The sequence below is a fragment of the Pseudoalteromonas sp. QJM3NY_22 genome (assembly GCF_056173065.1).
The window spans coordinates 741,190-766,836 of the sequence record NZ_JBWBTZ010000002.1 but is presented as its reverse complement, the minus strand read 5'-3'; the positions used below and the strand labels follow the sequence as shown (position 1 = coordinate 766,836).

General features: G+C 42.9%; 32 protein-coding genes and 1 pseudogene. 19 read left to right on the top strand and 14 right to left on the bottom strand.

What is annotated here, in order from left to right; genetic code table 11:
• From AC0VZ4_RS23800 to AC0VZ4_RS23755, 10 genes are all read right to left on the bottom strand, one after another.
• A complete protein-coding gene (locus AC0VZ4_RS23800) occupies positions 1-681 on the bottom strand; it encodes a DUF2786 domain-containing protein (RefSeq protein WP_182702657.1) in 681 nt (226 codons plus the stop codon).
• Positions 674-1,018 carry a hypothetical protein gene (locus AC0VZ4_RS23795; RefSeq protein ID WP_475441824.1) on the bottom strand — a complete coding sequence of 115 codons (345 nt, stop codon included), beginning with the start codon at positions 1,016-1,018 and terminating at the stop codon, positions 674-676. Before AC0VZ4_RS23795 ends, AC0VZ4_RS23800 begins: the two co-directional genes overlap by 8 nt.
• A gap of 2 nt (positions 1,019-1,020) precedes the next feature.
• A complete protein-coding gene (locus tag AC0VZ4_RS23790; protein ID WP_475441823.1) occupies positions 1,021-2,169 on the bottom strand; it encodes an ExeA family protein in 1,149 nt (382 codons plus the stop codon).
• Positions 2,170-2,172: 3 nt separating this feature from the next.
• On the bottom strand, positions 2,173-3,960 hold the full coding sequence (locus AC0VZ4_RS23785; protein ID WP_475441822.1) for a hypothetical protein: 1,788 nt from the start codon (positions 3,958-3,960) through the stop codon (positions 2,173-2,175).
• Positions 3,961-3,971: 11 nt separating this feature from the next.
• Positions 3,972-4,901, bottom strand: a complete 930-nt coding sequence (locus AC0VZ4_RS23780; RefSeq protein WP_475441821.1) for a hypothetical protein — start codon at positions 4,899-4,901, stop codon at positions 3,972-3,974.
• 6 nt (positions 4,902-4,907) lie between these two features.
• Positions 4,908-5,216, bottom strand: a complete 309-nt coding sequence (locus tag AC0VZ4_RS23775) for a helix-turn-helix domain-containing protein (protein WP_138555785.1) — start codon at positions 5,214-5,216, stop codon at positions 4,908-4,910.
• On the bottom strand, positions 5,213-5,455 hold the full coding sequence (locus AC0VZ4_RS23770; protein ID WP_475441820.1) for a hypothetical protein: 243 nt from the start codon (positions 5,453-5,455) through the stop codon (positions 5,213-5,215). The genes AC0VZ4_RS23775 and AC0VZ4_RS23770 overlap by 4 nt, the downstream gene beginning before the upstream one ends.
• An 11-nt stretch (positions 5,456-5,466) precedes the next feature.
• The gene (locus tag AC0VZ4_RS23765; RefSeq protein ID WP_475441819.1) at positions 5,467-5,994 is read right to left on the bottom strand and encodes a hypothetical protein; all 528 of its coding nucleotides are present in this window, start codon (positions 5,992-5,994) and stop codon (positions 5,467-5,469) included.
• Entirely contained in the window at positions 5,987-6,376 is a 390-nt protein-coding gene (locus tag AC0VZ4_RS23760; RefSeq protein ID WP_475441818.1) for a hypothetical protein, read from the bottom strand. The genes AC0VZ4_RS23765 and AC0VZ4_RS23760 overlap by 8 nt, the downstream gene beginning before the upstream one ends.
• Before the next feature lie 71 nt (positions 6,377-6,447).
• Positions 6,448-6,720: a helix-turn-helix domain-containing protein gene (locus tag AC0VZ4_RS23755; RefSeq protein ID WP_135476753.1), complete on the bottom strand. Its 273-nt coding sequence runs from the start codon at positions 6,718-6,720 to the stop codon at positions 6,448-6,450.
• Between the two features lie 129 nt (positions 6,721-6,849).
• Between AC0VZ4_RS23755 and AC0VZ4_RS23750 the strand changes: the two genes are divergently transcribed.
• From AC0VZ4_RS23750 to AC0VZ4_RS23735, 4 genes are read left to right on the top strand one after another with little or no spacing between them, the layout of a single operon-like run.
• Complete coding sequence (locus AC0VZ4_RS23750; RefSeq protein ID WP_475441817.1) at positions 6,850-7,542, top strand: S24 family peptidase; 693 nt, start codon at positions 6,850-6,852, stop codon at positions 7,540-7,542.
• Positions 7,543-7,578: 36 nt separating this feature from the next.
• Positions 7,579-7,995: a DUF4124 domain-containing protein gene (locus AC0VZ4_RS23745; protein WP_475441816.1), complete on the top strand. Its 417-nt coding sequence runs from the start codon at positions 7,579-7,581 to the stop codon at positions 7,993-7,995.
• 14 nt (positions 7,996-8,009) lie between these two features.
• The gene (locus AC0VZ4_RS23740) at positions 8,010-8,690 is read left to right on the top strand and encodes a hypothetical protein (RefSeq protein WP_475441815.1); all 681 of its coding nucleotides are present in this window, start codon (positions 8,010-8,012) and stop codon (positions 8,688-8,690) included.
• A 10-nt stretch (positions 8,691-8,700) separates the two neighbouring features.
• The gene (locus AC0VZ4_RS23735; RefSeq protein WP_475441814.1) at positions 8,701-9,252 is read left to right on the top strand and encodes a hypothetical protein; all 552 of its coding nucleotides are present in this window, start codon (positions 8,701-8,703) and stop codon (positions 9,250-9,252) included.
• On the opposite strand, the gene AC0VZ4_RS23730 is transcribed toward AC0VZ4_RS23735, so the two are convergent.
• The gene (locus AC0VZ4_RS23730) at positions 9,231-10,409 is read right to left on the bottom strand and encodes an IS4 family transposase (protein WP_050484169.1); all 1,179 of its coding nucleotides are present in this window, start codon (positions 10,407-10,409) and stop codon (positions 9,231-9,233) included. The two genes, AC0VZ4_RS23735 and AC0VZ4_RS23730, sit on opposite strands and share 22 nt — an antisense overlap.
• A 428-nt stretch (positions 10,410-10,837) precedes the next feature.
• Between AC0VZ4_RS23730 and AC0VZ4_RS23725 the strand changes: the two genes are divergently transcribed.
• The 12 genes from AC0VZ4_RS23725 to AC0VZ4_RS23670 all read left to right on the top strand — a co-directional run bounded on the left by AC0VZ4_RS23725 (position 10,838) and on the right by AC0VZ4_RS23670 (position 18,805).
• The gene (locus tag AC0VZ4_RS23725; protein WP_475441813.1) at positions 10,838-11,446 is read left to right on the top strand and encodes a glycoside hydrolase family 108 protein; all 609 of its coding nucleotides are present in this window, start codon (positions 10,838-10,840) and stop codon (positions 11,444-11,446) included.
• Positions 11,439-11,699 (top strand): hypothetical protein, encoded by a 261-nt coding sequence (locus tag AC0VZ4_RS23720; RefSeq protein ID WP_475441811.1) that lies wholly within the window; start codon positions 11,439-11,441, stop codon positions 11,697-11,699. The genes AC0VZ4_RS23725 and AC0VZ4_RS23720 overlap by 8 nt, the downstream gene beginning before the upstream one ends.
• Positions 11,692-12,132 (top strand): 3TM-type holin, encoded by a 441-nt coding sequence (locus AC0VZ4_RS23715; RefSeq protein WP_475441810.1) that lies wholly within the window; start codon positions 11,692-11,694, stop codon positions 12,130-12,132. Before AC0VZ4_RS23720 ends, AC0VZ4_RS23715 begins: the two co-directional genes overlap by 8 nt.
• Positions 12,129-12,350, top strand: a complete 222-nt coding sequence (locus AC0VZ4_RS23710) for a TraR/DksA family transcriptional regulator (protein ID WP_475441809.1) — start codon at positions 12,129-12,131, stop codon at positions 12,348-12,350. Before AC0VZ4_RS23715 ends, AC0VZ4_RS23710 begins: the two co-directional genes overlap by 4 nt.
• A 1-nt stretch (position 12,351) precedes the next feature.
• A complete protein-coding gene (locus AC0VZ4_RS23705) occupies positions 12,352-12,663 on the top strand; it encodes a DUF2730 family protein (protein WP_301562091.1) in 312 nt (103 codons plus the stop codon).
• Complete coding sequence (locus tag AC0VZ4_RS23700; RefSeq protein ID WP_135476735.1) at positions 12,653-12,955, top strand: VpaChn25_0724 family phage protein; 303 nt, start codon at positions 12,653-12,655, stop codon at positions 12,953-12,955. Before AC0VZ4_RS23705 ends, AC0VZ4_RS23700 begins: the two co-directional genes overlap by 11 nt.
• A 1-nt stretch (position 12,956) precedes the next feature.
• Positions 12,957-13,538 (top strand): DUF3486 family protein, encoded by a 582-nt coding sequence (locus tag AC0VZ4_RS23695; RefSeq protein WP_475441808.1) that lies wholly within the window; start codon positions 12,957-12,959, stop codon positions 13,536-13,538.
• Position 13,539: 1 nt separating this feature from the next.
• Complete coding sequence (locus AC0VZ4_RS23690) at positions 13,540-15,093, top strand: terminase large subunit domain-containing protein (RefSeq protein ID WP_475441807.1); 1,554 nt, start codon at positions 13,540-13,542, stop codon at positions 15,091-15,093.
• Positions 15,093-15,248: a hypothetical protein gene (locus AC0VZ4_RS23685; RefSeq protein ID WP_475441805.1), complete on the top strand. Its 156-nt coding sequence runs from the start codon at positions 15,093-15,095 to the stop codon at positions 15,246-15,248. Before AC0VZ4_RS23690 ends, AC0VZ4_RS23685 begins: the two co-directional genes overlap by 1 nt.
• On the top strand, positions 15,242-16,801 hold the full coding sequence (locus AC0VZ4_RS23680; protein ID WP_475441804.1) for a DUF935 domain-containing protein: 1,560 nt from the start codon (positions 15,242-15,244) through the stop codon (positions 16,799-16,801). Before AC0VZ4_RS23685 ends, AC0VZ4_RS23680 begins: the two co-directional genes overlap by 7 nt.
• Positions 16,794-18,140 carry a phage head morphogenesis protein gene (locus AC0VZ4_RS23675; protein WP_475441803.1) on the top strand — a complete coding sequence of 449 codons (1,347 nt, stop codon included), beginning with the start codon at positions 16,794-16,796 and terminating at the stop codon, positions 18,138-18,140. Before AC0VZ4_RS23680 ends, AC0VZ4_RS23675 begins: the two co-directional genes overlap by 8 nt.
• 206 nt (positions 18,141-18,346) lie before the next feature.
• Entirely contained in the window at positions 18,347-18,805 is a 459-nt protein-coding gene (locus tag AC0VZ4_RS23670; RefSeq protein ID WP_475441802.1) for a phage virion morphogenesis protein, read from the top strand.
• Positions 18,806-18,962: 157 nt separating this feature from the next.
• On the opposite strand, the gene AC0VZ4_RS23665 is transcribed toward AC0VZ4_RS23670, so the two are convergent.
• Positions 18,963-19,394 (bottom strand): AbiV family abortive infection protein, encoded by a 432-nt coding sequence (locus tag AC0VZ4_RS23665; RefSeq protein WP_475441801.1) that lies wholly within the window; start codon positions 19,392-19,394, stop codon positions 18,963-18,965.
• A gap of 118 nt (positions 19,395-19,512) precedes the next feature.
• On the opposite strand from AC0VZ4_RS23665, the gene AC0VZ4_RS23660 reads away from it, so the two are divergent.
• A protein-coding gene (locus AC0VZ4_RS23660; protein ID WP_475441800.1) for an IS3 family transposase occupies positions 19,513-20,693 on the top strand; the annotation gives its coding sequence in 2 pieces (ribosomal slippage) (positions 19,513-19,771 and positions 19,771-20,693; 1,182 coding nt in all).
• Positions 20,694-20,700: 7 nt separating this feature from the next.
• Here AC0VZ4_RS23660 and AC0VZ4_RS23655 read toward each other — a convergent pair.
• Positions 20,701-21,195: pseudogene (locus AC0VZ4_RS23655) on the bottom strand (SDR family oxidoreductase); the annotation flags it as partial.
• A 275-nt stretch (positions 21,196-21,470) separates the two neighbouring features.
• Between AC0VZ4_RS23655 and AC0VZ4_RS23650 the strand changes: the two are divergent.
• The gene (locus AC0VZ4_RS23650) at positions 21,471-22,325 is read left to right on the top strand and encodes a mechanosensitive ion channel family protein (RefSeq protein WP_475441799.1); all 855 of its coding nucleotides are present in this window, start codon (positions 21,471-21,473) and stop codon (positions 22,323-22,325) included.
• A gap of 138 nt (positions 22,326-22,463) precedes the next feature.
• On the top strand, positions 22,464-23,771 hold the full coding sequence (locus tag AC0VZ4_RS23645; protein ID WP_475441798.1) for an IS4 family transposase: 1,308 nt from the start codon (positions 22,464-22,466) through the stop codon (positions 23,769-23,771).
• A 56-nt stretch (positions 23,772-23,827) separates the two neighbouring features.
• Here the strand turns inward: AC0VZ4_RS23645 and astB are convergent, their stop codons facing one another.
• Positions 23,828-25,174 carry an N-succinylarginine dihydrolase gene (gene astB / locus AC0VZ4_RS23640; RefSeq protein ID WP_004334492.1) on the bottom strand — a complete coding sequence of 449 codons (1,347 nt, stop codon included), beginning with the start codon at positions 25,172-25,174 and terminating at the stop codon, positions 23,828-23,830.
• Positions 25,175-25,647 lie beyond the last annotated feature (473 nt).

Genomic DNA, 25,647 nt, shown 5'->3' with positions numbered 1-25,647 from the left:
TCAACCTCTACTTAAACGTTTTTGTTGTGATTGCCCGTTTACTGGGCGATGAATTGATTGGCTCGTACCGCGTGCATAACCCTCACTTTTAGCGTCTTTGGTATTTGCCTTTTTTCCGCGCGTCATTGGCTTAGTAATGGTTAAACTGGGGTAATGTTTCGCAATGTAGGCAGCAACAAATCCGTTTTGTTTTTCAGTCAAAGCAAATTCTTCAACAACGTGATAAACCCCGTTTACCCAGCCTTCTGCATATCTATCGCCTCGTGCCACTTTCGTTGCGCGTTTACATTGCTTTGGCTGCGATTTAACATAAGTACTTCTATCAAGCTTTAACTTTACCCAAAGCACCTCATAGCAATAGGCCGCTAGCTCAGGCTGTGGCGTTATTCCAATAAAGGTGGCACTAGTTGGCGTGAACAAACCACGCTTCATAACAGCCTTAACACCAAACGCATGTTCAATTAGCACAAGTAATAAAGCGTGATAACTAACAATGCGCGTTCCCTCTATTGGGTGATCATGCTCACTCACACAGCTCAACCCAATATCAGCATCAGTCACCTGATATTTACGCATTAACCCCTGAGCCGCCCGCATTGCTGCGGCCGCCTCATGTTCATTGGTTGCGCTTTTGGCCAAAGCTAAACACTGCTTAATTTTATTTAAAATGCGCTTATCCATGGCGTTCAACCACCGCTTGCACTTGATGAAAACTATTGCCCTTGCACTTAGGGCATAGCCTTTCACCAACCCCTAAAGCCATATTGAACGTTTCACCAACCCAGCCACAACCAACCGTTAAGCACTGCATACCGCCAGCTTGATTAATTGCCACCACTTCACGTTGACCAAATATGTGAACCCAGTTTTTAACTGGCGCATTTACTGCCTTAGCCAATAAGGTTTGCATAGCGCCATCGTCAGCTAAAATAACTTGGGCCTGTGCCTTAGAAACCGTTAAGGTCTTACTCACTTTTACCTGAGCCATGCCCGTTAATTGAATTTGTACTTGTTCCATGCTCACACATTATGAACCATTTTTTCTGTGATTTTCTGCTCACCAATATTGGCCGCCACATTCATAACTTTGTTAATCCATGTATTAATATGAAGCGGAAAAGACCGATCCATATCTTCATCATCAAACGCCATCCCGTGCTTAATTTTTCCGTAGCACTTACCGCGAATAGCGCCCATTGCATCCTCTGTAAAAATGTCATCCGCGTTCACACCAATACGTTTAAATTTATGGCGAATATAAGCCGGTACATGTAAACCAAGCGGCTGCATTTTTATTTGATTACAGCGCCAGGTAAACTCACGCACATTTTGCCCGCCTAACTTTTTGCTAAGCTCTGTTTGGCCAATTAATACAATCCCCATCACACGCCTAAAGCCATGGGTTAGCTCCCAAATACGCTTTAGTAGTTTGATCACATCAGCGCTTAAATCATGTGCTTCATCAATAATCATCAGGTGTAAATGGCCGTTATTAGCACTTTCAATGAGTGCCTCTTCAACCGCTGCATCACGTTCCTCAGCACTTGGGCGGTGTTTGATCTGCAATGCTCTACAAATTGCACTACTAATCGATTCCGCTGTAATTTTGCGACGATCTAAACGTGCAGGCTGTATTAAAATAACCTCGGGGTTTTCTTGTTGAACGCGATGCGTAAAAGCACGGCGAATAATAGTTTTACCACTGCCACATTCACCAATAAGCGCCGTCATACTTCCTGCACTCGCAGCACTTAGCATTTCTTCTAAAATCAAACGGTGGTTATCAACTAAAAACACATCGTCTTCACAGGTGATCTCATTTTCAAATGGGTCATGGCGTAATTTAAAAAAGCGTTTTGCATGCATACTTAACATTTCAGGCTCCGGGTCTTCATAGTCAGGTTTATCAATAATGGGCGCTTGCTGCTCACACCAACCCCACAACTTATTTAGCTGCTCTGAGCTTGCGCCCTGGTCGTGTAAATACGCCTCTATGTGTATTTGAATAGCCGCCTTATCACAGGTTTTAGGCCATTCGCCTTGCCGCTTAACACGGCTTAAACTTGCTGTACTAAAGGTTATGCCTTTATGTCTCAGCGCTTTTACTACTTGTGCTTGCTTAACTCCGAGCTGCTCAAACACCTGGCTAAGCTTTGTTATTTTCGCCACTTATTACCTCGCAATTTTTAGCACTGGCGCATGGGTTATACCCCGGTGCAGTTCCTCCACAATGTCATTCACTTGCGTGTCAACAACATCACCTAAACCCGCTATGTAATCTAACTCCATAGGGCGTAAGTTCCGGCCCAGGCGATTAGCTAGCAAAATACGTAAATCCAAACTTTCTAAAACATTCCCCTTACGTTTAGCGGCCTCAGTTACTTGCGCCGTGATCGCAGAATCAGGCGTGATCACTTCTCCTTGAGGTGCTAGGTGGGTTTCATGTTTAATATCTTTTAAATGACTGTGTGCGTTTAAAGCACCATTAAAAGGAGCTGCTTTAGTTTTCTTAGCCCGCTTGATCTCGTTCTGGGTGGCATCTTCACCAAACGCCAATTTGTCTGCGGCTTTGCCACTGGCTTGAGCTGCGGTATCACTATGGCGTGCTATCTTTTCGCCAATCACAGGGGCATCAAGCCTAAAGCCACTTTCATCAGTGATCACAGGTTCTACTTGATGATAAATAGCCTCGTTAAATTCATTACTCACGCCTACTAAAATGGCATGGCTATCATTCACAATCACAGGGCCAACCGTTACTTTCATACCGTTGCGAACATTGGCTAAATCACTTAAATCATATTCAATGCTTTTCTTCGCTACAGGGTGGCGATAACTAATCGTTAAATCTCCCGCAACCTTGCGGGTTTCATCTTGTTTAGTGAGTAATAAACGGCATATTTGTAAATCAGGTAACGCGCGTAAAAATTGGCGGTTCTCTGCTTTATAAATATGTTTCCATACATCAAGGCGTGGCTGTTTATGGCGGTGATGGCGGCAATTCATGCCAGGCACAACATTGGCGTTAAATGCCTCTTGCCATGCCCATGCAGCGGCATTTAACTCAGCCACACTATCGACAGGCTCAAACAAAATACGGCTTTCAAACTGGGTTTCTACAATGTCATTGGCTTTTTCAACAGCACCTTTTGCTCGCGGGTTGCCAGCTTCATGAGGGATATTTTCAACATTCAGCGCCTTTAAAACATTCTTAATTGCTTTGGCACCATTCGCGCTGCCTTTATCCCACATCAACACTTGTGGCACACCATGGATCGGGCTGCCGTCGTGCTGTTGCCAACACCACATTAAAAACTCAAACATATTCGCTTGGGTTTCGCCCGCCGCTTCAAAGTAAAATAAGCGTATAGCGCCGCTATAGTGATCAACCAACACATAACGCCATACCCTAAAGTTTTTAACCTTCTCAAGGTTGTCAGGTTTATTGGCGTAAAAGTCCGCATCATTCATAAAAGTTTGACGTTTACCAGGCTTACCCGGTGGGTAATACAGCAAGCAATAACTGGGGTCAGTTTGATGAACATGATTAGGGCCAAGGCTACGTAATTGCACATGCGGCGTAGCGCGGTCTAAGTCATTTACTGACGCATTACGCTGGGCAAGTACGCGGCATATCTGGCTGTGGCTTAAACATTCATAACCATTGGCAATTAGCATGCTACGTGCAGTGGTTACGTTCATAACGCGCTTACCATTTTCACGTACACCTTGGTTTAAAATAGCCACCAACATATTCACAGTGTCGTCTGTAAGTGCAGTTGTTCCTGCATCACTACGGCGTTGTTTACCTGAGCTAAACCCCGCTTTTTTAAGAGCGCGGTAAAACGCATCTTTACTTAAACCTAATGCATTACACGCTTGCTCACGTATTTGGCTTTTTTTACCGTGGCCTGCGCTTTGTAATTGCTCGCCCCAGTATTCAATGGTTAAGCTACTCATAGTTGCTGTGTTCATAGATCCCCCGCGTTATCAAAACCCAGTTCAGCTAAAAACTCGCCCGATGGTTTAGCACTCGCCTGAAAGTGCCCCCAATGGTTTTCTATGGTGTTCCAGCTCAAAGCCATCTGTTCAACAAGCAATTTGTTGTCAGCGTAAAACGCAGCAATGCACGCATCTTTTGCACGGTCATCCATATCAACAAATTGCAATTGCTCGTGCAGACTCATAACTTGATTTAACGATTCATGCATTTGGTTATGCACTTTGTGTAGGTTGGTAAAAAAGTCGCGAACATCGTTTTGCCATTTATTAGGGCTAAACTTTTTCTGGTGTAGCTGCTCTTTAATGTTTTGCATTTCTACCGCGTTTTTACTCGACAACTCGCGGTTTGCTCTTAGCATTGCATCGCTGGCGTGCAGCTCTTCTTTAAGTGTGGCAGTTTCTTTTTTATGCTTGGCTTTTAGCTCTTCAATTAAATCTTTAACCGCTTCTTTATCACCCACTTCAACCGCTTCAGACTCAATAACAAGCGCCTGTTCATCATTTGAAAGTTGGCGCAAAGCACGCAAGTCACGGTAGCCCAGCTTCATTTTTTGAGCTTGTTCAAAAAACTCTTCGCCAAAACGGTGAAGGCTATTTAATTTTTCATCCACATGCTGCCGACTACTACCTAAAATGTGTTTGCAACAATCATCCCATGTGCTGACCGTCAGCGTTTTTTCATCAGAGTCGATGTACGTTAAGCCCTTGTATGCTTTAGATTCCTTTATTTCATTAAGGATCTTTAATTCGCTGACCGTCAGCAGTTTTGCCGCAAAGTTAAATGCCTGTGCTTGGCCAAGCTTTAACAGCACATCTTGCTTAGATGCTAAAATGTCTTTGCCTTGCACAATCGCTTTTTCTTGTGCAGGGGTAATATCAACTAGTTCATTTTTTGCCATGGTGTTCTACCTCAACACGTTATAGTTATTGGCTTCGGTTTGCAGCTGACGCAGCGCCGTTCTAAAGTTGTTCTCAACGGTATTGCTTATCTGCACTAAGCTTTTATGTAAGCGCCAACGTTTAGCATTGCTGGGTAAGCGCTCAGCAAATCCGCCATGTTCTAAATTAGTTAGAATGCGGGTAATGTCTGCGCCGCTAGTATTTAATGCTTGGGCTAACTTGCCAGGCTCTACACCATCTATTTCATGGCCTGCCATCAGCTCAATTGTTTTTAAAACGCGCTGCACCTGAGCGCTTAAATACTTTTCGCTCATGCTGTTTGCGCCTCGGCAACAGCGTCCATTTCATCAACACAGTGCGGGCAAACTGGCGAGAGCGTTGTGCCACCAGTAATCACCTTGCGCCAGCCCACAAAATTAGCCGCATATAGCCACTCACTAGGGGCCATAGGTTTAGATGATTTCTCACTTTTACGGCAGCACGCACACGCGATTTTGGGTAACTTTTCATCGTTTTGTTGAAAATCAGAGTGATCTAGGTCTTTGAGTTGCATGGTTGTCATCCTTAATGTTGGCTTAGTTCGTCTTCGTCGTCGGGGGCTAAATCAAAGCTGGTTTGAGGTTCGTCGAGCTTTTCAACTTCTAACTTTTGGTAGGCTAAATCTTGCATCAGCAGCACGATTTGATCGGCCACATATTCGCAATTGCCATTACCTTCTTCTAACTGCATGATCAAACCAATAACTTGATTAGCAAATTGGTTAAGATGGGTAAGAGAAGCATGGCTTGGCTTTTTGCCTTTAGGCATATCAATAATTAACTTGTCTAGGCTATGGGCCATATACATCAAAGGATATACGCGGCCAGTGGCAGCCATAAATGGAATAAGTAAACTGGCTGGCATATCGCCGCTACCTAAACGCTTATAAAGCATATCGGTACTCATACCACAGCGATCAGCAATACGCGGCACTGACATTTGTTTAGCTTGTTGTGCATGCTCCTTACAAAGCTGTAAAGATTCATTCAAGCTGCGTGGCACTATCCGTGACCAAGCACGGCGACGTGGCTTAACCGCATTACGTTTATTCATAACGGCCCCCTAATGCAATTTGCGAATTCCAAAAATAAACACTTTTTGGAACTTCCAATACACAGGTTAGTTTCACTAAGCTCTTAGCAACCAAATCACTAAGGCTTAAATTATGAATACTCAAATAGCTTACTCGTTTAACCAACATCACTTTAACCAAAGCCAATTTAGCAACGTGCTTTGCTGGCTTGGTATTAACAGCTTGCCCATCGTTAAGCCCAGAGCGCGTGTAACCGCCTATCAATTGCGTAAGCTGCTGCTTAGCTTGTGTAATCAAACTCGCGCTAAGCGCATTATCACGGTGCAAACCTTGGCTGCCTGTAAGTGCCCAGTGCTGGCTTTGATTGTGTGGCGTTGTCATGAAAATAAACATCGTGTTCATTGTCATACTCCCGTTTTATCCGTTACTGAATTAGTTATGCGCTGGCTATTAAGCCCAGCAATAATTACCACTCAAGAGGCTAATAACTGTTTAAGCTCTTCAACGCCTTGCTGGCGCAGTGCCCCCTTTAAAAGCTTAGGGCGAGAGTACGATTCAACATCAGGGAAAATTTCTTTTACGGGCTTATCAATAAGTTTAGAAATGGCATCAGCAACGCGGCGAGATTGAGTATGGCCACAAACCACACCCGATACAGTGGCAAGATTTACGCCCAAAGCATCAGCAAGCATAGACAAGCTGTAACCTTTGAGCTTAATAGCTTGTTTTATTTCTTGTGCTTTCATAGTACATTACCTTTTTGTAATTAATCCTTTTATGTAGTTTTGGCGAACGGAGCATAAAAGGGTTTAGTTAAGATTCGAGTTAAGTATAGGGTTCATATTTGCACCCTGTCAATATAAAAAGATAAATATATGAAACCTTTTTTATTACAAGAAAGAGAAAGGCTTAACCTAAAACAAAAAGATGTCTTTGAGTCTGTAGGTGTGAGTAAGGTTACTTACTACCGCTGGGAGTCTGGTTCTCCAATCCCATCAGACAAATTAGCAGAGCTTGGAAAGATCGGATTTGATATACACTTTGTAGTAACAGGTGAATACTCAAAAGGTTTAAATAATGAAACCTTTGAATATCAAGTCTCAAAAAAGAAGCAACTAGTAAAGACGCCTAGCGCTGATTTCCTGCCTGCTAATCTATTTTATGTGCCGGTTGTTGATGTAGAAGCATCCGCTGGCCACGGCGCTATTGTTATTAGTGAAGAATATACTGATAAAAGCATGGTGTTTGATTGCCAATGGTTATCTAAACGCAACTTAAATAAGAGTAATTTGGTGGTTATAACAGCCAAAGGCGACAGCATGCACCCAACCATTATTAGCGGCGAGTCGCTAGTGGTTGATACATCACCGTTAGATAATTTTGTAGATGGCATTTATGTAATAGACTTAGACAGCCACCTACTCGTAAAGCGCCTACAGAGGCAATTTACAGGCGGTATTAAAATACTGTCAGACAACCCAGCCTACGAGGCCCAACTCGTACCACAAGAAAGCTTAGATCAACTACACATAGTTGGCCGAGTTGTATGGATGGGGAAAGATTTGTAATACTGCTTTATAAGTAACTATTTAAAAGGATTTTAAGTGAAACGGATTTTATTATTTGCACTAATAATGAGTGCCCAACTCAACGCAGCACAAGTATACAAATGCACTGTAAACGGTGTAATCACATTCAGTGATCAGCCTTGTAGTGCTGATGCTCAAATAGTCAAAGTACAATCGAGCAAAAGTAATGCGACTGCGAACCCCAGCCAACTAGTTAACCAATGTTTAAAGCAAGTAAAGCAAACTAGGTCATGGAAAGACCCTGAGTCCGTTAAGGTTGTTAGCCATTTCAAACGCTGGGAACAGGACGACAGCGGCGCTAGACAGCTTTTAGTTTTAGAAGTAAAAGCTAAAAATGGCTATGGTGCTTATGATGGCACAACCTTCTCTGAGTGCTTTTTAGATCATAACGGTACTGGGCTAAGTACTGTTCAACATTTCGTAAGAAAATAAAGCTGTGAATATCAATGACCGAACAAACAAAAACACTTAAAGAAAAGATAAGCGAAGATACTGCACTAGCAAGCTGTAAAAAAGTGTTAGTTATTATCGCTATGCTCTTACTAGCTCTCACTTTCTCAGGCGCTAAAATAACAGAAGCAAATACTTTTATTTTTAAATTAACGTTTGCTAAGCCTGATGGTCTTAGTGATTTACTTCTGTTATCTATGGGCTTTTTATTATTAAAATACTACTCACTAAGTAATGAGTACCTAAAGCTCTATCAAGAAAGCTGGGGGAAAAAGGCGCTAAAAGCTCCTTTTTTCTTGAACAAACACGATCCGAATAAATCAAGTGGCTTTCTAGTTGAAAGATTACTCCCATTTTATGATTTTAATCATGATACTGATAACCCTAATAGAGACGGAATTAAGTACGTCCTTATTCCAAATCTATTCTTAAATTCAAAATTAGATATTAAAGTTACCGATTACTATGACGATCAAGGGGATATAATTTTCTCTAAAATAATACCCTTGTGTGATCTTAAAAATATTAAAATGTACCCTAAAGCAGTATATAAAATATTTTACTTTTGGTTGCACAACCTCTTTAGAGAAAGGGAGTACCTAGAGTTATATAGCCCCATTTTGATAAGCTTCCTAGTCGCTGCGTTAACAGTACCAGCTAAACTAAACCTTTTTTAGCAGGCTCATAATGACAGATCAAAACTCAGACCTAAAAATGACATGGACGCATACATTCAAAGAAGCTATGTCAGACACTGTAAATGCTATAGCCGCTCTTATCATTTCTACTATAGCGGTAACATTGCAGCTTATAGGCTTAATCAATTTACCCACTTTAGTGATTAACTTTCTATACGCACTAATTTTTATATCTGCAATTCGGGTGCTTGGTCAGTTAATTAGAGATTGTGTAAAGAAACGTGCTGCCCGCAAAAAAAAAGAGAAAAAAATTGCGCAAGATATAAAAGTGTCAAATGAAATAAAATTAAAACGTGAATCAGCAATTCATAAATTAAATGTAGTACAGCTTTATTGGATACAGTCCCTCAGGTATACCACATATGTTAACTGTTCGACTAACTATGAAGATTTAACAGAGTTAGAGAATCTTGGATTTATAAAGCAGAGAGAAACATTTAAAAGTAGAGTGATTATAGAAGAACATACCAAGTTATTTTTAGACAACATTTGGAACCAATGGGCTGAGGGATCCCCACTTTATCCAGCGGCCTCTTTTTGATAATTAGAAATAAAGTTTTTTAAACTTTTTTCTATATAGCTTTGTGTAATACGTCTCTTACATAGCTTTATGACTTGCTTGGCTAAGGTTAAAAATGAAAGAACTCGGCGATTCTTAACACTATTTGCTTGAAATTTTATATGCCACTTTCTTTTTTCTGCTTCACACCCTATAAACCATAACGCAGTGCTCGCTATTGTGGCTATCAAGCATAATATTCCTATTCTATTTATGCCGGTGCTTTTACTAAAACGCCACGAAAAACCATATCTCAAACTTTTGTCATCGCGGAAATTTTGCTCTATTTGCATTCTTTTACTATATAAACCAACTACTCGCTTACTCGTCATTGTATTGTCTGATGTCGCGAGTAACCATGGCTCTTTCGCTAAGTTTTGATACATTTTTGTATCTTTCGTAAATCTGCTTTTTCCTTTTCTTCCTTTATTTTTTCCATGATATACGTGTAAAAATGCATCGCATGCTGTCGGGCTGGACTGAGTTAGTCTTGCTTGACCTAACGCCTTTGGTATATCGCTGGCACCAGCCCTAAGTTGTTTTAATGTATGCCATTGTGATTGCATGGCTAGTTTACACTTCATTGAGCCTCTTAATCGACCTATCATATGCCAACCAAGTTCGCGTACTTTACTATACCAAGGCGTAAGAAAGCCGCCGTCTGTTACAATATAGACACTAGGATGTCGTCCAAGCACTTCATAAAGTTCATCTAAAAACAGGCTGTTGGTTGCTGGGCTATCAAAATTCTTCTGCTCAACAATCATGTTATAAATCACGATAGAGCGCCCATCCACAAGTAAGCTTGCTCGCAGTAAGTGATAGTCGTGACCACAGGCACCGCTCCAGTCAACGGCAATTGCAAGCATTGGTAAAGAGTCGATAATAGGATGAGCTAATGCTTTATAGATAGCGACCCTTTCATTGTAGAGGTGAGTATTTTTTAAGAAGCGATCAACGCGTTTTATTTTATGTTTTACATCCACAGCGCCAGACAAATTTCTGCCGATTTCAGTTAAGGTAAGTTTATTGCCCGAAATTAATGCATTACTGCAGCTTAGTAATGTTTTTACTCTGGCATTATTGAATGGCGCTAATGCATGTTTAAAGTACTTATGGCAAACTGATGTGTCAGGCATAGCAGTTGTGACTTATGTGGGTTGTGGTGATTTACATAAGATCATAAATTGCTGTGCCTGTCACGTTTTGGGGATTCGTCAGACCAATGGGATGATATTTGCCTGAAAGCAATCAATCTATTTTATAAAAATATGAGTCATAAGGGGATGCATAACTATATTTCAAAGTTTTCAGATCCTAAGATAACTTACATCGACATTAGTGATTATGCTCGGTGCCCGGACGCTAATTTTCTCTACTCCAATAGACATTCAATATTATTTGATGTCTCAAAAAACACATATCATAATGAGTTGAAGGTGAGCGAGCTTGCTAGAAAAGCTGCAATAGATTATTTGAAAGAATAATTTTTAATCCAGTTTAAAATTCACTCCCCCTAAAACTTGGCACTCTGACGCAAACCTTAACGGGATTGCAGGAGTACCAAGTGCGTTTAACCCTAACCCCATTACCCCATTTAAGCTGTTTTAATCAGCGCCCGGAAGTACAAGCCGCACTTGCGCCGTACTCGCTCAAGTTTGCACATTGCATATTGCCCATTCTTTATTTAGAAGGTGGCCTGCGTGCTGATGGCGGCTTAAATGACGTAGCAAGTGATCGTGGTGGCTTAACCAAATACGGTATTAGCCAGCGCGCATACCCCACTGTAGATATAAAAAACCTCACTATTGCCCACGCTATACGGCTTTACCACCGCGATTATTGGCGTGCTATGTACTGCGAGCAACTTGATGATGGCGTTGATTTACTCACCTTAGACGGCGCTATTAACCATGGCAGCTTTGCCATGAGCCAAGTATTGCAACGTGCCAGCGGTGCAAAAGCTGATGGCCGTATTGGCCCTAACACCTTAAAAGCAGTAAGCAGCTGCGCCCCACAAAGTTTAGTTGCCCGCCTTAGCGTAAACCGTGGCCGTAAGTACGCCCGTATTTGTACCAATGATGCCAGCCAAAAGCCCAACCTTGAAGGCTGGTTTAACCGCCTAGCCCATATAAGCGAATACGCCTTTGCTGAGCTTTGGGGGCAACATGGGTAAAAACTGGGATTGGTCATTAAAAAAAGGCAAAGAGCAGCGCATAAAATTGGAGGTTGATGCACGGATGCACGGCCTGCCTTTTAACCCTAACAACATCCCCTTGCATAGTCATTGCGGCACCATGCAAAGCCACTTTAACAAAGGCTGGCACTCTGTCAGCGCGATAGACATTGAACTTAGAGTCAATGGCAACCGCGATTACCAACATGCCCGCCAACAGCTGCATAAACGCTTTGGAGGCCAGCATGGCTAATTGGTTTAACTTAGTCGCCCCAGTTACCAAACTGGTTGATGACCTATTCACGAACGACGAAGAGCGCCAAATTGTTACCAACGAACTCAAACGCATTGAGAACACCGCACAAAGTAAGGTGCTTGAACTTGAGGGCAAAGTCGTTGAGCTACAAGGCCAAGTGCTCGCCGCCCAATCACAAATAATTACTGCTGAGGCCAAAGGCGAAAGCTGGCTACAGCGTAATTGGCGGCCTATTACCATGCTGACTTTTTTGATTTTGATCTGCCTTGATTCCTTTGGCGTGCTAGCGTTTCGCTTATCTGAGCAAGCATGGGATTTACTACAGCTTGGTATTGGCGGTTATGTGATTGGCCGCACCGTTGAGAAAGCCGCACCAGGCGTTAAGCACGCTTTAAATAACGTTATCGAAAAAGTAAGGAAACCACGTTGAGTAAATTAGACGATGCGCAAAAAATTGAGCAGCACCTGTTAGAAGCCGCGCTATCACTGCACCACGAAAAAGCAAACAAACCAGGGGCAGCATTTGAGCACTGCCAAGAGTGCGGTATTGAAATACCCGCAGCACGGCGTAAAACGGTTAAAAACTGTAGTACCTGTGTGGAGTGCCAATCTCTCATTGAAATACAACAACAGCATTACAGGGCTTAGCATGGACTTTATCTTAGAGTGGTACAAAGCCTTTTTAACCGTAGGTGTTGCCATAGTTGGGGCCGCTGCATTGGCTTGGCTGCGTAGTACCTTTGTCACTAAAACAACCCACGAAAAGTTAGAGCAACGTTTATCTGTTGTTGAAAGCACGATAGAAGAAATGCCCAGCTCTAAAGATATTCACGATCTTGATAAACGCTTAATTGAAGTGAGCACAAAAATAGATGGGCTAAACCCACAACTTACCGACATTAAACGCCTAACCGATCTACTAATGGAAAACGAACTAAGAGGAACCCGCAATGGCGATTAACCAAATTATTGCTGAACATTCGCGCCTGTGCATTTTGCGGGCGTTGAACGAGCAACCTGGCTACGATTTAAACGACAGTATTATTTGCGATATTTTAAAATCGTACTCGCTCAAATGTGGCCGCGATGAACTGCACACTCACCTAAGCTGGCTTGAACGTAACGGCTACGTGACGATTGAAAAAATAGGTCAAAGCTCCACATGGGTTAGCACCATTACGCCCAGTGGCATTGATGTGGCTGAAGGCACAATTGTTGTTCCAGGCATTAAACGCCCAAGCCCTCGGGGGTAATATGACTGAACAAGCACGTAGGACCAAACCCAGCAAGGTTGATTTACTCCCTGAGAGTATTAAAAAGCACTTAGACGAAATGCTCCGCGATAAGCGTTTTAGCCAAGGGCAAATACTCGACGAAATAAACACCTTAATACTCAATGCGGGCTTAGATGAAGAAGCCACAATAAGCCGCAGCGGCCTAAGCCGCCATGCACAAAAAACGGAGGCTATTGGCCAGCGCCTAAGAGACTTACGCGAATCAACCAAAGCACTCACTACGCAACTGGGCGATAAGCCCACAGGCGACACCACCAAGTTAATACTTGAGATGGCCCGTTCTTTATTATTTAAAGCCACGATGCAGCAAATGACCAACCCTGATGACGATGCTGCCGTTGATGTAGGCTTACTTAAAGAAGTCATGCTTGCCTGTCAGCGCTTAGAATCGACCGCTATGAAAGCCCACCAGCGCGAAAAAGATATTCGTAAAGCCTTTGCTGAAGAAGCCGCCACCACCGCTGAGCACGTTGCAACGCAAGCAGGCATGACAGCCGACACTGTTGCACAAATCAAAAAGTCTATATTAGGGATTGTTTAACATGAAAGCCGCTAATACAGCTGAGCAAATGAATGCTGAAATAAGCCAGTTTAACGCTGACGAAGTATTACTCGGGTATCAAAAACGCTGGATTGCTGACGACTCCGTTTTAAAAATTGCCGAGAAAAGCCGCCGTACTGGTTTAACCTGGGCTGAGGCTGCCGATGCTGTGTTATGCGCCGCAGCTGCACGCAGTGCCAATGGCTGCAATCATTTTTATGTTGGCTCAAATAAAGAAATGGCCCGCGAGTTTATTGATGCCGCCGCCATGTGGGCAAAAGCATTTAATAAAGCCGCCTCACAAGTGTGTGAAGAAGTCATAAAAAATGAAGATAAAGAGATTCTAACCTTTGTTATTTACTTTAGTTCAGGCTTTAAAATTCAGGCGCTCAGCTCTAACCCGTCTAACTTACGGGGTATGCAGGGCAACGTAACCATAGATGAAGCGGCCTTTCATGATCGCTTAGCCGAAGTACTTAAAGCCGCACTTGCACTAACTATGTGGGGCTCAAAGGTACGTTTAATTTCAACCCATAACGGGGTAGATAATTTATTTAACGAACTGATAAAAGACAGCCGCGCAGGTAAAAAACGCTACTCAGTTCACACCATCACCATTGAAGATGCCTGTCGTGAAGGCTTGTATCAACGTATTTGCCAAATCAAAAAGAAACCCTGGTCACAACAATTACAGCAACAATGGATTGCTGATTTACTTAAAGATACTGCCAGCGAAGACGATGCCCGGGAAGAGTATTTTTGTGAGCCTAAAAAAGGCGGTGGCAACTACATACCCCGCGCATTAATTGAAATGGCAATGGTTAAGGGCATTCCCATTGTGACCTATGAAGCGCCTGCTGATTTTATGTCATGGACCGAAGATGCCCAAAAAGCTGAAATTGAGGCATTTTGTACAGAGCAATTGGATCTGTTTTTAACCACGTTAAATCCTGATCTGAACCATAGCTTTGGGGAAGACTTTGCCCGTCGTGGCGATTTAACCGTATTTGTGCCCCTTGAAATAGCCCGAGATTTATCCAAGCGCGTGCCGTTTTTAATCGAGCTTACCAACCTTACTTACGATATGCAGCGTTATGTGATGCTGTACGTAACTAAACAATTACCCCGTTTGCAAGGGCTGGCGTTTGATGCAACAGGTAACGGTGGCTATCTAGCCGAAGCCGCCGCATTACATTTTGGTACTGACATGGTTGAGCAAGTCATGCTTAACGACCCATGGTACAGGGAGTGGATGCCCAAGCTGAAAGCCGAGTTTGAAGATAGAAACATTGCCATACCAAAACACCAAGACATTCTTGATGACTTACAAATGATCACCGTGCGTAACGGCACCCCAAAAATAGATAAGGGCAGCAGCAAAGGCACTGATGGCCGCCAGCGTCATGGCGATTTTGCTGTTGGGCTTGCAATGGCTGTGCGTGCTGCTTGGATGCAAGGCAGTGCAATTGAGTTTACCCAACTGCCAGATAAACATGCTGAAGGCGACTTTGACTATGACGAACTGGCCGACTACCAAGGCGCGGGGTGTTGGTAATGCGCTGGCGCATACTTTGCCAAGAGCTATTTGCAGCCCAAGAAATAACGCTTGATTTTAGCGCCCTAAATAAAACCGCAGCCATCGACTATGCACTAAAGCTCGATGTGTATGTGATCACCCTAAAACAACTTATACGAGTTAAACCATGCTAGTAGATATTAACGGCGACCCGCTCACACTCGAGACCCTAGACGAAAAGCAAACCGACAATAACAGCCGCGTTGCTTCGCTAATGAAAGAGTATGCAGATCATCCAACCCAAGGGCTTACCCCTGCAAAGCTGGCAAACTTACTGCGCGAGGCAGAGCAAGGCAACCTAGCGGCCATGGCAGACTTAGCCAAAGATATGGAAGATAAAGACGGCCATATAAGCTGCGACTTAGGCAAACGCCGCCGCGCCATTGTTGGGCTAGATTGGAATATTAAAGCGCCACGTAATGCCAGCCCATTAGAGCAACGTGATGCCGATATGCTGGGCGAGATCATTGATGATGCAACATGGTTTTATGATCTACTCTTTGATTTTAGTGACGCTATTTTAAAAGGCTTTTCACCCAATGAGCTGCAATGGGATTACGTAGAAAAACAGCAAATCATTACTGGCTATGAGTTTCGTGATCAAAACATCTTTAAAACGCACCCAGACAACCGCAATCAATTAATGCTCAATGATGGCAGCGCCAATGGCGAACAGCCCAACCAATTCGCCTGGGCTATGCATATTCATAAATCAAAGTCGGGTTATGTTCACCGTGCGGGGTTGGTGTCGGTATTAAGCTGGCCGTTCTTATTTAAAAATTATTCGGTACGTGACTTAGCCGAATTTTTAGAGATTTACGGTTTACCTGTGCGTGTGGGTAAATATCCTAGTGGTGCTAATCCAAAAGAAAAAGCCACACTGTTACGCGCGGTAATGAGCATTGGCCATAACGCAGGCGGTATAATCCCCAAAGGCATGGAGATTGATTTTCAAAGCGCTGCGAATGGCCAAGCCGATCCGTTTGAATCAATGATCCGTTGGTGTGAACTCACCCAATCTAAAGCGATTTTAGGTGGCACCTTAACCAGCCAAGCCGATGGCAAAACCAGCACCAATGCACTGGGTAATGTACATGCAGAGGCGCTAAGCTCTATCACCCAAAGCGACTTACATCAAATAGAGCAAACTATTAACCGCGATATTTTATACCCGCTGTATGCGCTTAATGGTAAAAGCTACGCGGGCAACCGCCGCCTGCCACGTTTTGAGTTTGACAACTCCACCAGCGATGAAATGCGCGATTTAGCTTACCCGCTGCGCTCATTGGTTTCGCTTGGTATGAAAGTCCCTAAGTCATGGGTGCATGAGCGTTTAAACATTCCTATAGCCAAAGACGGTGATGACGTACTTGAAGCACCCACAGAGCCAATGAGTAACAATACAGCCGCATTAAAAGCCAGCTCGCTGGCAGTGCTTAAAAGTGAAGGCATGAGTAACCAAGGCCAAGCACAGCTCGACACGGCACTTGATGCCATTACCAGCGGCGATATGCGCGAAGAATATAAAACCCTATTGCAGCCACTGCTTGATAAGCTAAACCAAAGTGAAGAACTGGCCGCCATTGAATTGGCAGAGCTTTACCCAATGCTAGATCAAGATGGCTTAACTGACTTACTCACGCGGTTGTTTTTTGTAAGTGAGCTGTGGGGTTCGCTCAATGCCTAGCGTTAATTTGACCAGCGCTTTTGATAAGCCACCCGCAGACGCGGTGGCTTACTTTAAATCTAAAGGTTACGCTGTAAGCGACGAGTGGCACGATATGTTGACCAGCGCCCACAGCAAAGCGTTCACCGTTGCGCGCGCACAAAATATGGACGTGCTCAGTGCTATTCGTAGCGAGTTAGATGCCGCATTAACACAGGGGTTAACAGCCAAACAATTTAATGAGCGCTTAACCCCTCAGCTGCAACAGCTCGGTTGGTGGGGCAAAGCTAAAAATGCCATGGGCGATGACATACAACTAGGTAGCCCGTACCGCTTAAACACAATTTATCGTACTAACATGCAAACGGCGTACATGGCTGGGCGTTATCGGCGCATGTTATCGCGTGCTAAAACGCACCCTTATTGGCAGTATGTGGCCATTGATGACGGCCAAACTCGCCCTGAGCACAAGCTATTAAATGGCCGCGTATTCAGGTTTGATGATCCAATATGGCAAACCATTTACCCGCCTAATGGCTGGGGCTGCCGTTGCCGTGTTCGTGCATTAACTGAGGCGCAAGTTAAAGCGCGTGGCATTACCGTTGAAGATGGCAGTAATTACGTGCAACCCTTTGATGCTGAAATTATCAGCCGCGAAACAGGCGATATTAAAACCGTGCCACATGCCCGGGTAAAGCTACCACCCGATGATGTAATGACCCCAGATCTAGGCTGGGCATACTCACCAGGGCAAAGCGCCTTTGGCACCGATACGGCCATAGCGCAAAAGCTTGGTAAAGTGCCCGACCCACAATTAAGAGCCGAGACCATCCAAGCCCTTAATAACAGCCCAGCGCGAGAGGCCGCGTTTGAGCTATGGACAAAAGAAAGCCTTGCCCGTGTTGAGCGCTACCAATTAGCTAAGCAAGCAAACAACGCCGCAGGCTTAAAAGCCAATGGCCCACGGCCACAACATAAAACCGTAGTGAGCTTTTTAGCAGACGATATAAATCAACAGCTGATTGATAAAGGTATTGAGGCTGGGCGTGTAATTACCCTTAGCGAACGCGCATTAGCCCATGCCAACAGCACCCGCCATAAAGTAAAAGGCCAAGCACTAGAACTAAGTGAATATACCCAGCTCAGTACCTGGCTTAATAACCCACAAACCAAAGTGTATTGGGACACTACAAATAATAACCTTATGTATGTTTACCCAAGTGGTGAGCAAGTCATAAAAGTGATTGTGGATTTTGCCAAAGTAGGCAGTGTGCTCGACCCATTAATTAATGTATTTAAGGTCATGCAAGCAGATATAAACGCAGGGGTTACAGCAGGTTATTTGCAAGGCTGGCGATAGGGTGAGACTCGAACCCACATCATAACGAACACGTTAACCGTTACCCATTGGAAACACTACCGCCATGAATAAGTATTAATCAAACATACATGTAAGTCAAAAAGAACAAATGCCAGCTCGTTGTCTGGCATTTAGGAGGAGTAACCACACTCCATGAAGTAAGTACTGATGTGGTTACACTGTTAAGATTAGCCAAGGTTCCTATTATGTCAACTATCTCAATTTTACCTGAAGGCACAGCCGTCATCACCATGCTAGAACAACTAGCCGAGCGCTTTGATAATCTCAGCGAACCCATGGATGCCATTGCCGCTGTGATGGAAGGTGCCAGCGAAGATGCCCTTGCAGATCATCAAAGCCCTGTTGATGGCTCGCCATGGCCAGCACTTAGCGATAATTATTTAAAGCGCAGGCCAAGCCGTGTTGGTGGGCAAATACTGCAAGCCACAGCAGGCGGACTCGCGGCCTCTATTACAGCAGACAGCGGCGACTTTTGGGCACAGATTGGCAGTAACAAACCCTATGCCGCTATTCATAACTTTGGCGGCTTGCCAGAAATGGCACCTGGCCCCGCTGCGATTCCCCAACGTGAATATTTAGGCATAAGCCGCGATAACGAAACCGAATTACTGGTGATACTGGGTGATTTTTTACTAGAAAGCTAAAAACGCCACAACGCCCCCTAAGAGCGTATGCGGTGTTTTAGTCGCGTGAATGTTGCAAGTGTGGTATTAAATAAGCTGGAAATGGGGTTAGAAACGTTTCTAAAGCTTTTAAAAGATACGTTTCTAGTAAATTTCTATTGTCATCTCTACTTTTATTTTAAGAAGCCTTTTGATAAAGCTTCAAGGATTCAGCTAGGAAGCTTGGCAGACCTGCTTTCAAAAAATCTTCTAGTGGGTGTTTATCATCACCAAAATCAATATCCGTATACTTTTGTGCAAACGGCTTTAGTATTGCTACTAATAAAGAGCTTCGAAATGATGCTAATTCCAAGTTCCGTTTTGACTGTTTATCACTAATTAAGTCTAGTGGAGAAGTAAACTCACCTTGCTCATAGTTTACGTACAGGCTTCCATTTTTTAAATTATTCCGTTGCTTCACTGTACCCAGAGTTATATCACCTATATCTAAACCGCCAGTTTTAGAGCCAGTTGCATCGGGCTGAGAACAGTGCATGATTAAAACGGATAATAAATTATCATTGATAATTTTTTGCTTATGGCACCTAACCCTTTTATTTAACTTTTTCAAATTAATTTTAATACCTGCATCAACCTCAATAGCAGCACGTGTGTAGTGGTACAGTGATTTTGGCCACCCATTAAGAAAGAAATGTTATGCTAATAAGCATACAAATTTGGGTGAAAAAATGACGAAATTAAAACGTGCAACATATTCTGCAGCAATTAAATTAGAAACGGCTCAGCTTATCGTTGACCAAGGTTATACGCAAGAAGATGCAGCCAAAGCGATGGGTGTTGGTAAATCAACCGTCAGTAAATGGGTAACTCAATTAAAGCAAGAACGTAATGGTCAGACACCCTTAGCTTCACCAATGACGCCCGAACAAATTGAAATCCGTGAGCTTAAAAAGCAAATACAACGCATTGAATTAGAAAAGGATATATTAAAAAAGGCTACCGCTCTCTTGATGTCCGACTCCCTGAACAATTCTCGTTAATCGAGAAGTTAAATCAACGAGAGCGTTATCCAATTAGTCTGCTGTGTAGCGTATTCAATGTGCATCGCAGCAGCTATAAGTACTGGGCCATACGGGATACAGCGCCGACACCTGAGCAAGCAAGGTTAGAGGCTGAAGTAAAAGCAATACATGCGATGAGTGGTGGTTCAGCTGGGGCACGGACAATCGCAGCGATAGCAACGAACAATGATTTTGAATTGAGCCGTTATCGTGCAGCTAAGCTAATGGTTAAATTAAAGCTCGAAAGCTGCCAAGTACCTCAACATTCATATAAACGTGGTGGTAATGAACACCTTGAAATCCCAAACCTGCTTGATAGACAGTTTGATGTTGTTGAGCCTGATACCGTGTGGTGCGGTGATGTGACGTATATTTGGACGGGCAATCGCTGGGCTTATTTAGCCGTGGTTATTGATTTATTTGCACGCAAAGTGGTTGGCTGGGCAATGTCGTTATCACCAGATACTAATTTAACGCTAAAAGCGCTTGAACTCGCGTATGAAAGCAGAGGAAAACCGACAGGACTGATGTTTCACTCTGACCAAGGTAGTCATTATACAAGTTTAAAATATCGCCAACGTTTATGGCGCTATAAAATCACACAAAGTATGAGCAGGCGTGGAAACTGTTGGGATAATGCGCCAATGGAGCGATTTTTTAGAAGCTTTAAGACGGAATGGATGCCAAAGAGTGGATATGGAAATTTTATAGACGCTAAATATAGCGTTAGTGATTACATAAATGGATATTACAATAATGTTAGGCCGCATCATTATAATGCCGGTTTAGCGCCAAATGAATCTGAGGTTAGATATCAAGATTCTAAAACTGTGGCCAAAATTAGTTGACCACTACAGCTAAGTTTTGTCCAAAGCCATAAGCAAACCATTTAGTTGCCCCATAAATAGAGCCTCCTAGTGGCTTACGACCAGCAGCTGAGCTGGTTAATATAAAGTGACCTTTGTTTTGGCGTAAATGCGGCAGTGTTAATTTTGCAGTCCACAGCAGCGCTTTAATGTTTATGTCGATCATCGCTGACCATTCATCTGGGTCACCTTTTTCGGTGCCTGCGTTTGAAACGCCCATGCCTGCGTTAGCAAAGGCCACATCTAATCGGCCAAACTTTTCAATGCCTTTGGTAACTACGTTTTCAAGCGCGGTAAAGTCGGTTGCATCTGCGGCTACGCCCAGCGCATTATTTGAGCCTAACGACTTTACTAACTCAGTTAACTTATCTTCGCGTCTAGCGGTAAGTATTACTTTATGACCATTATTTACAAGGGTTTTTGCGGTTGCTTCACCAATGCCACTTGAAGCGCCGGTTATGAGTACTATTTTTTCTTTTGCCATAGATAACCTCTTTAATGAACGTTAAAAACTTAAAGTCACCATACCAATAAACGATTAACCTACATTGAATAGTCGCTATAAATTAGCGATAAATAGGTGTGTTTTGTACTTCAATCATCATGGTTTTTAAGCCGTTATTAAAATTGAAATAAGTGATTAAAAAAGATAGGTTTAAATTTTTTATTCTATATACTCGCGCCACTTCTTTTGAAGTCGGTTTTTATTAGATTTAACCATTATTTTGCTGAGTGTCAGCAACATTTATCGGAACAAACATGAAAGATAAACTCTTAGCGTTTTGGCAAAGCCATTCAGAAACAATCATCACTTTAGGGTACAAAGTGATTTTAGCGTTGGTGATTTTAATTGCGAGTGCCTTAATTGCACGCTCGGTTAAAAAAGCGATTAAAAACGCTAAATCGCCATTAAAAAAAGTGGATAGTACGCTGCTTCCTCTTTTATCGAGTATTGCTGGTTATTTAGTTTATATAATTGGTGGGCTATTTATTTTAGATATTTTTGGCGTTAATACGGCAAGCTTAATTGCGCTAATGGGTGCTGCTGGTTTAGCGATTGGTTTAGCCCTTAAAAATACGCTGAGCAATATTGCTGCGGGTATTATGCTGCTAATACTCAGACCTTTTAAAATAGGCGACTTTGTTGATGCCAGTGGCACGCTTGGTACTGTGAGTGAAATAAACTTGTTTACCACTATTTTTAAAACCACCGACGGTCTTTATATCGCATCGCCTAACGGCAAAGTGTGGGGTGGCAATATTAAAAACTTTACCCGTAATAGCAAAAAACGAATGGATATAGTGGGGGGTATTTCGTATGCCGACTCTATTGACGTTGGCTTAAATGTACTTAAAGAATTAGCCGCATCAGAGAGCCGATTACTCGCAGAGCCTGCACCTAAAGTAATGGTGACATCAATAGGCGAAAGCGCAGTAAACATTCAATTACGTGCGTGGGCTGTTAATGGTGATTATTGGCAAACTGTGTGGGATTTAAATAAACGTGTTAAAGAAGCTATTGAAGGCGCAGGGCTGAGTATTCCGTTTCCGCAGCGTACACTGCATATATCTGAGTCTATGGCATCGGCAGTAATTGTTAACAAAGATACCTAAATATGTATTAACATAAACACAAATAAAAATAGCGAGCCTTGGCTTAATGCCGATCAGTTAAGAAATATTTGACGATCCATTGACTGATCTTCTGGTTAGTTTATAAAGGCTTCTGAATTTATTCAGGAGCCTTTTATTTTGCAACTCACTACCGCACTTTCTCTTGCCAATAGCTACGCACCCAATTCAGAAGGCTTAGGTCAACTGAGTGATTTTTTATGTCCTGAGTTTATCAAACAATGCGCTGAAACCGCTGGTGTCGCGACGATAAGGAAAAGAAGGCTTCCTGTTGAGATGGCCGTTTGGACAGTCATTTGTATGTCGTTTTATCGTAAAGACCCACTGTGGAGTATTGTCAGTAAATTAGGGCTCGCTTTACCAGGTAAAAAAGAACTCGTTGCACCCAGTGCGGTTGTACAGGCTAGGCAGCGGCTTGGGGCTGATGCCGTTAAACAGGTTTCTGAGAAAAGTCAGCAAATGTGGAATGCTGATGCGAACCATCCCACATGGTGCGGGCTATCACTACTGGGTGTTGAACCGGATACTGCTGAAAATCAACATGCATTCTCCGTGTGGAAAAATCAGCATGGTGACACGGCTTTCCCTCAGGTTCGCATGGTGTGTTTGATGGAGTTAACTAGCCATTTATTAATGGGGAGCGCCTTTGATAGTTGTCGTACTAGTGAAATGGTGTTGGCTGAAGACTTAATCGAGGCAACACCCGATAACTCACTGACGTTATTTGATAGAGGCTTCTATTCTCTAGGCTTACTCAATCGTTGGCATCATGCTGGGGAAAATAGGCATTGGCTTCAACCGATGAGAAAAGGCACGCAATATGAAATTGTTCGCTCTTTAGGTCGTCAAGACAAACTTATCAAGCTAAAAGCAACAGCACAAGCGAGAAAAAAGTTCGACGATTTACCACAGAGCATTGAAGTCAGGCTAGTCACAAAAACGGTTAAGGGGAAAGAGGTGAATATACTCACTTCACTGACTGATCCAATGCGTTTCCCTAAGGCTGACATTGTTGACCTCTATAGTGAACGGTGGGAAATTGAACTTGGTTATCGAGAAATGAAACAAACGTTACTGAATAGTCACTTCACGCTACGCAGCAAGAAACCTGAGATGATAGCGCAAGAATTATGGGGCGTAATGTTGAGCTATAACTTGCTCCGATACCAGATGGTGAAAATGGCGCAGAAAAAGTCTGGAATATATGCAAAACACCTGAGTTTTACGACGTGTGCTATTAGTATTATTAACCTTATTCATACAATGTTTATAGAAAATGCAGGACGGATACCTAAATCAATAGAGCAATTACAAGCTCAAGTTGAACATCACATATTGCCGATAAAACGGGAGCGGGCGTATCCGAGGTGTGTGAAACCAAAACCCAGTAAATACCCCAATAAAAAACGCCAGTCAGCTGTTAACTGACTGGCATTAAGCCTTGGCTCGCTATTTTTGTATTAGCCTTTGTGTAGGCTGAGGTATTAACCTTCTAATTGAAAGTCGTACACTGAGCCTAAATTAAGTAGCTGCGTTAGCTCATCAAGTGCTTGGTAGCTCTCGGTGAGTAGAGCTGAGTCTGCAAAGTCACTTGCACCTAATTTGTCGCGGTAGTTACGTTTTGCCCAGTCACACAGTTGTGTGTATTTAGTATCAGTTAAAATAACCTCTGGGTTTACTGCAGCAAGTTCTTGCTCGTTAAGGGCTACACGTAAACGCAAGCAAGCTGGGCCGCCACCATTTTGCATACTTTGGCGTAAATCAAAAAACTGTACTTGGTTTACTGGGTTATCAGCCATGATCATTTCTTCAATGTAGGCGTTAACTGCGCTGTTGCGTTTACACTCTTGTGGTGCCACTAACAGCATTGAACCATCTTCAAGGCTCACTAGCTGGCTGTTAAATAAATAGCTACTTACAGCGTCGGTAATACTTACTTTATCGGTAGGTACTTCAATAATGTAAAATTCTTTATTGCCCACATACGCTTCGCGAATATCTTGCAGTGCCAAAGCTTGGTTTAAAAATGCTTGCTGGTGGCACAGTAATACGTTGGCGTTACCTACTGCAATTACATCGTTATGAAACACGCCTTGATCTATTACGTCTGGATTTTGCTGTAGTAAAATTTGGCTTGAATCTTTTAAGTTATGTAAACGGCAAATTGCTTCTGAGGCTTCGAGTGTTTGCCTTGCAGGAAATTTAGCTGGTTTTGGTAATTGGCTGTTAAACGCGCTGGCACCAAATACAAACATTTCAAGGCCTTGCTCGCCGTGGCTGTCACAAAAACGAGTATGGTTTGCTGCACCTTCGTCGCCAAAAAAGCCTTGGTCGGGTAAATGGGTATGGTGCGCAAAGTATTTGTCGTTGTTAAACATCGCTTTTAATAAGCGTGTAGTGGTTGCAGGCTCTAATGAACGATGAAACTTATTATTTAAATTAGCTGAAGTAAAATGTACTTTGCCGTCGGTTGTATCAGGAGATGGCGATACCGTAGCGGCATTGGCTGTCCACATTGCTGACGCTGAATAACACGCGCGTAATAAAATAGGATCAGCTTTAAATGCTTTATGAATTACTTGTGCATCATTACCGGTAAAGCCTAAGCGGCGCAGTACGTTTAAGTCGGGGCGCGCATGAGGGGCAAATACACCTTGAGTTAGGCCTTTGTCGTGCATGGCTTTCATTTTTTCAAGGCCTTGAAGTACAGCCTCTTGAGGATTTGAAAAGCTTGCTGCGTTATTTAACGAGGCAACATTACCATACGATAAACCAGCGTAGTTGTGAGTAGGGCCAACTAAGCCATCAAAATTAACTTCCAAAGCGTGCATACACGTTCCAACTAAAATTTTTCAATAGGGTGCAACAATACAACGCAATAGGGTTGCTTGCAAAGTTATAAACGCAGTGTTTTTACTAATTTTTCGATGTTTTTATATGTGGAGTTTATTACAAGGGGGTTGTTTTTATATTGAACGATTAATTTGAAGTTTAATTAAAATGTACACATAAATTTCATAGTGTGCAAAAGCTTAGCCTAAAGTAGGTTTTTACATTTAAGCTTTATGCCAAGCCTTTACACAATACGATGTTACTTAACATAGACGCGCTCTTTGTCAGCGGTGGTATGGGTATTTGTTGGATCATTAACTTGCCAAACGCTAATGTCTAAACGCCATAAAAGGTAAAGGGTATGGTATAGGTTGAACATGGTTTTTCCTTGGTATTTTCACTGAATACATCAGTTTATAGGAAGAAGTATGCCAACATTAACTTGAACATTTTATGAATAGAAATCAGGCGT

Excerpts from the sequence above, each read along its gene's own strand:
- AC0VZ4_RS23800 (WP_182702657.1), bottom strand. The coding sequence starts at position 681 with ATGGATAAGCGCATTTTAAATAAAATTAAGCAGTGTTTAGCTTTGGCC.
- AC0VZ4_RS23795 (WP_475441824.1), bottom strand. The coding sequence starts at position 1,018 with ATGGAACAAGTACAAATTCAATTAACGGGCATGGCTCAGGTAAAAGTG.
- AC0VZ4_RS23785 (WP_475441822.1), bottom strand. The coding sequence starts at position 3,960 with ATGAGTAGCTTAACCATTGAATACTGGGGCGAGCAATTACAAAGCGCA.
- AC0VZ4_RS23780 (WP_475441821.1), bottom strand. The coding sequence starts at position 4,901 with ATGGCAAAAAATGAACTAGTTGATATTACCCCTGCACAAGAAAAAGCG.
- AC0VZ4_RS23775 (WP_138555785.1), bottom strand. The coding sequence starts at position 5,216 with ATGAGCGAAAAGTATTTAAGCGCTCAGGTGCAGCGCGTTTTAAAAACA.
- AC0VZ4_RS23770 (WP_475441820.1), bottom strand. The coding sequence starts at position 5,455 with ATGCAACTCAAAGACCTAGATCACTCTGATTTTCAACAAAACGATGAA.
- AC0VZ4_RS23765 (WP_475441819.1), bottom strand. The coding sequence starts at position 5,994 with ATGAATAAACGTAATGCGGTTAAGCCACGTCGCCGTGCTTGGTCACGG.
- AC0VZ4_RS23760 (WP_475441818.1), bottom strand. The coding sequence starts at position 6,376 with ATGAACACGATGTTTATTTTCATGACAACGCCACACAATCAAAGCCAG.
- AC0VZ4_RS23755 (WP_135476753.1), bottom strand. The coding sequence starts at position 6,720 with ATGAAAGCACAAGAAATAAAACAAGCTATTAAGCTCAAAGGTTACAGC.
- AC0VZ4_RS23750 (WP_475441817.1), top strand. The coding sequence starts at position 6,850 with ATGAAACCTTTTTTATTACAAGAAAGAGAAAGGCTTAACCTAAAACAA.
- AC0VZ4_RS23740 (WP_475441815.1), top strand. The coding sequence starts at position 8,010 with ATGACCGAACAAACAAAAACACTTAAAGAAAAGATAAGCGAAGATACT.
- AC0VZ4_RS23735 (WP_475441814.1), top strand. The coding sequence starts at position 8,701 with ATGACAGATCAAAACTCAGACCTAAAAATGACATGGACGCATACATTC.
- AC0VZ4_RS23730 (WP_050484169.1), bottom strand. The coding sequence starts at position 10,409 with ATGCCTGACACATCAGTTTGCCATAAGTACTTTAAACATGCATTAGCG.
- AC0VZ4_RS23720 (WP_475441811.1), top strand. The coding sequence starts at position 11,439 with ATGGGTAAAAACTGGGATTGGTCATTAAAAAAAGGCAAAGAGCAGCGC.
- AC0VZ4_RS23715 (WP_475441810.1), top strand. The coding sequence starts at position 11,692 with ATGGCTAATTGGTTTAACTTAGTCGCCCCAGTTACCAAACTGGTTGAT.
- AC0VZ4_RS23705 (WP_301562091.1), top strand. The coding sequence starts at position 12,352 with ATGGACTTTATCTTAGAGTGGTACAAAGCCTTTTTAACCGTAGGTGTT.
- AC0VZ4_RS23700 (WP_135476735.1), top strand. The coding sequence starts at position 12,653 with ATGGCGATTAACCAAATTATTGCTGAACATTCGCGCCTGTGCATTTTG.
- AC0VZ4_RS23695 (WP_475441808.1), top strand. The coding sequence starts at position 12,957 with ATGACTGAACAAGCACGTAGGACCAAACCCAGCAAGGTTGATTTACTC.
- AC0VZ4_RS23690 (WP_475441807.1), top strand. The coding sequence starts at position 13,540 with ATGAAAGCCGCTAATACAGCTGAGCAAATGAATGCTGAAATAAGCCAG.
- AC0VZ4_RS23685 (WP_475441805.1), top strand. The coding sequence starts at position 15,093 with ATGCGCTGGCGCATACTTTGCCAAGAGCTATTTGCAGCCCAAGAAATA.
- AC0VZ4_RS23680 (WP_475441804.1), top strand. The coding sequence starts at position 15,242 with ATGCTAGTAGATATTAACGGCGACCCGCTCACACTCGAGACCCTAGAC.
- AC0VZ4_RS23675 (WP_475441803.1), top strand. The coding sequence starts at position 16,794 with ATGCCTAGCGTTAATTTGACCAGCGCTTTTGATAAGCCACCCGCAGAC.
- AC0VZ4_RS23670 (WP_475441802.1), top strand. The coding sequence starts at position 18,347 with ATGTCAACTATCTCAATTTTACCTGAAGGCACAGCCGTCATCACCATG.
- AC0VZ4_RS23650 (WP_475441799.1), top strand. The coding sequence starts at position 21,471 with ATGAAAGATAAACTCTTAGCGTTTTGGCAAAGCCATTCAGAAACAATC.
- astB (WP_004334492.1), bottom strand. The coding sequence starts at position 25,174 with ATGCACGCTTTGGAAGTTAATTTTGATGGCTTAGTTGGCCCTACTCAC.